The organism is Candidatus Methylarchaceae archaeon HK02M2 (assembly GCA_024256165.1).
GTDB lineage: Archaea > Thermoproteota > Nitrososphaeria > Nitrososphaerales > JACAEJ01 > HK02M2.
On record JAKLZG010000003.1, the window covers coordinates 1 to 4,050 of the forward strand.

The 4,050-nt window shown below is 37.5% G+C and carries 4 protein-coding genes; 1 reads left to right on the forward strand and 3 read right to left on the reverse strand.

Going from position 1 to position 4,050, the window contains the following annotated elements; genetic code table 11:
- The coding region (locus L6N96_00200) for a hypothetical protein (GenBank protein ID MCP8322587.1) at positions 1-180 on the forward strand (180 nt) is incomplete at its 5' end.
- Positions 181-391: 211 nt separating this feature from the next.
- Here L6N96_00200 and L6N96_00205 read toward each other — a convergent pair.
- From L6N96_00205 to L6N96_00215, 3 genes are all read right to left on the reverse strand, one after another.
- Complete coding sequence (locus tag L6N96_00205; GenBank protein MCP8322588.1) at positions 392-751, reverse strand: hypothetical protein; 360 nt, start codon at positions 749-751, stop codon at positions 392-394.
- Positions 717-3,038, reverse strand: coding sequence for a VWA domain-containing protein (locus L6N96_00210; protein MCP8322589.1), 2,322 nt, complete (start codon positions 3,036-3,038; stop codon positions 717-719). The genes L6N96_00205 and L6N96_00210 overlap by 35 nt, the downstream gene beginning before the upstream one ends.
- Positions 3,039-3,634: 596 nt before the next feature.
- On the reverse strand, positions 3,635-3,826 hold the full coding sequence (locus L6N96_00215; protein ID MCP8322590.1) for a hypothetical protein: 192 nt from the start codon (positions 3,824-3,826) through the stop codon (positions 3,635-3,637).
- Positions 3,827-4,050 lie beyond the last annotated feature (224 nt).

The window sequence follows — 4,050 nt, forward strand, 5'->3', positions numbered from 1 at the left end:
ATAAGCGTTACTGAAAAAATGATTACTAAGAAATATATAAGTAGAAATCGGCTCATTTGTATCATATCACACCCTCCATTAATTGATGGATTCGAAAATGCCATGGAAAGCAAACGAACTAGTTTGCGATATAGATTTGAGAAGCTCCCAACAGAACATGTAATGTCCTGTCAGGAGTGAGGTAGGCACATTTTGAGAGGTATCTTCATGAGGAACCTCCTGGATAGAGGTTAAGGGATTGAAGAAGATGTGTTTAGCTCATTGGAATTGTATTTAAGAATATGATTATGTCAAGGAAATGTGAACTACTTTACCACCAGATTTTTTCAGCCTGCCTCAGATCATTTGAACTTATTTCTCAATCATATCTTCATGATCGAATACTTAATATTTAAGATATGATCCTGGTGTGTTCTCTACCACCCTTTGTCACTTTCAGGTATCGTTTGAAGCGCAGGGAAGCAAGCAAGTTGATGGCCCAACGGGCTGTGGCTTTAGGCTTGGAATGACGGGCAAGCTCTTCTTCGTCTTCGAGGAAGCGAACGATCTCGGTACGATGCCTCTTCTGTCGCTCCGCCTCCTTGGGATTGAGATTACCTCGTTTCAAAATACTTTTCAATATTTGTGCGCTAAATCTCAAATAGCACTCATATAGATCAATGTCTCTTTTGGGTAGAACCCAATATGCATCCTTCATTTTACTAACGATCTCATTCTTATCTAACCACCAGAAATCGCTCTGTGGAAACATTATTACTAATATGCCCTTCATGTTGTGCTTTCGCAATCTTGATCATTATTGTAGCTGTATGGTATCTCATGTTACCCCAAACACAAAATAGACGTGTATGATCCCCCTCCCTAACAGTATTTTCAGGTATTTCAACTGAAAAAATATGGTAATCACTCCAATTCGGTGAAAAAATAATTTTTGCATCACCAAGTAAGACCCATTGAGATGGTAGGCGTAATCTATCACGGCCGTAATGTTCAAGAATATATACCTTAGCTTTTATTTGGTTTGAAGAAGCACCAAAGCTATGTACCTTGAATTGAATACGGTTTGAGGAACTGATACTAAAAAGATCCCCTTGCCCAGTCACTCCCTTAAAACGATCAATAGAAAAATCAAAATTTGAGTTTTTAAGTTTAAGTCTGATACTAGCTGTGTTTGTCCAATCGTTAACATACTGATTCCTCTTGGAATCAATCCAAATGTCAGCAGACTCAGATCTTTCCGGCAGGCTGCAACTAAGAAAACCGGGTCCTGTAGATGGAATCCGGGTATCCGAAGAAACATCTGAAGAGGGTATAGGTAAATTTTTAAACTCGTACCGTGTTAGGGGAGGTTCAATGTAGAGATTGGGTCTCCCGTTTTGAGCACTCATATCTGGCAACATCACTGGTGTATAATATTTGTTTTGTATGACTAACGTTTTCGTTTCGTTTTTTAACTTATAAGTAACTTTCGACTCTGTATACGGAGCTGATGGATCTTTTGGATCTACCGAATCCACTGGTAGTTGTTTATCTTCATCTCTTGGCCCCCAGCCTAATGAATTGACCCTAAACCAAAGTGTCTTTGATTGCTTAGGGCCAAGGGCTCTAATCTCCCAATATAAAAAATCATTACCAAATTTACCTGGTATAAAAATATTTGGTTGAATGAAACTTGGATCTAAACGTGAGATAAAACTGTCATAAAAATTTGGCGGTCCGAAATAATTACGGGAAAAATATTGACTTAATAACTCATGAACATGAATATTAGTTATCGTGCGATCTGAATCCGGAATATCTCTACGAGGTGTATAATTGTTAGTAATTTTTATCTCTACCCTTGAATTAGCTGGAATATACTCCTTCTTAACAGTAATAACCGGAGTTTTTTTACAATAAATAAACTTTCTTTCCAGATTATACGTAATCGACTGAGTTCCCCAGAGATAACTCACTTTACAATCTGGATAAACGAGTGGATATATCTTGATTCTATCCTGAGTAGCATCGACGGGGAGACACTCCAAAGCCTGCAAATGGAAAGAAATTGTTTTGACATCTCCTCCACCCATTGGTCCAAGATTGACTTTTATAAATCCTATTGAACTATTTTCAAAAGCATCCAACTCTGTGTCTTCCAGGTCAGCTAATTCCGGGGGATTTTCAAACGACCCGGGAATAAAATGTGTATGTAATGTATCGCGCTGTAGTGCTAATTTTACTTGGCCAGCAGTTATTATTTTGGAAACATGGTCGAAGATACGACTATATATATTAATTAGTGAATCTGCCGTTACTGTATTCGCATGAAAGCCACCGGTTCGCTCAGCGATATTCCTCAGACCTTCTTGCCAGGCATTGTTTCCTAATGCAATGGTGTAGTATCGAAATCCTTTAATTAATGCTTCGGGAAGCAATTCATTATCTATTAAGTTTCTTTGTGTCTCAGGTTCATTATCTCCCAATCCTTCTGGGTTTCCATCGGTAATAAGAATTATCGCACGAGTGTTATATATACCATGATTATCTAATTGATTGTGTGCTTCCGCCATCGCACCAGCAATATTCGTTTGTTCACCCAAATCTTGAGAGTACATTTCATTGATCTTCTGATATAACGAATCATAATTATCTGTTAAAGCATGTTCCAACCGCCCCCTCGCTCTAAAGCCTATTAATCCAGCTCGAATAGAACCTGCTGGAGTAGGGCTATTCATTCTGCATTTCTGAATAAACTCTTCAGCGGCTTTTAAACGTTTGTATCCGGGATCATTATGTTCCATCGATTTAGACATATCTATCGCGAGCATTACATCAAATGGAACAACTTCAGTTGATTCGTATGTAGCACCATGCACAACGATATTCACTTTATATATATCACCGGGTTCAACGCTGTCACGAATTTCATCCAAGCCCACGGTATAATCCAGCTCTGATGTAACCTCTTGTGCATAGGCCAGATTGCTGACCGAGTTGAAAATAATAGTACCGATAAAAAAAGTAATTATAGAAACAATAAATATTTTTTTTCGCATCTTATTTCCTCCCTTTTTATTATTTATGAATATTATGAGCTTGATGGACGTCCGCTAACACCCATGTTAGAAGAAAAATGATAGATCAAGGATATAAAGACGGTATATTGATCCATACCTTATTTATAATCTAGAATCCCCAATGTAGTAGATTTCAAGTCACGCCCAAATATATACCTATCATGCAGTATGGCATACTCTTATAGTATTATTCTCATAGTCCACAGGCACCTCAAGAAAGGCTATTACTGGATCACTTATGAACTGATTTATCAGTAGCTTCAGAATTAAGACTTTTATCCATCAGAATCTTTTTACATCCATCAATACAATTAGTGGACTTCCTCAGGATTGAGTTATTATGGTATTGATGTATAAATAGCTATATAGGAAAAGAAAAATGGGACTATTTAAGACTTTCTTAAATTGGAGTTTTAACTTGTACGATTCTTTTCTTGTAGATTTTTGAGTGCTTAGAATTGGAGCAGTGACTAATTTGTTGGAGATATCTCGCTTGCACTTTATCATTGTTTCCAGATCCAGAAAAAATGCTTCCTTCCTTCGCTCCTTACCCTCTTTCCCTATTTGGTCTTAATTTATAGCCGTTTTCTGATCCAATCTTCGATAGGTGCAAGGGGCATTTTAGAGCCATAAAATAGGAGATCCATCTGGTCATCATAAAAGATTCTGTATTCCGATTTTTTGAGCTTCAGCTGCAGTAAAGCAACATGAAGTCCTTTTACATTCTTTAATGGAGAACCCATAGGGGTAAGGTCTTTATTCTTCACTCTCTATTTTTTTGTCAAGAATGAAGAGCTGACCCTGAGTCTTTTCTTGTAAGCAGTAAACGAACTTGTTTGCTATATAGAATTGATAGCCCCCAACAGAACAGAAAACTTCCTGTTAGGAGCGAGGAATGCAGTATTTGAGAGGTGTCTTCATGAGGAACCTCCTGGATAGAGGTTATGAGTTTGAAGAGTATGTCTTTCTTGGAATTATATTTAAAACAATA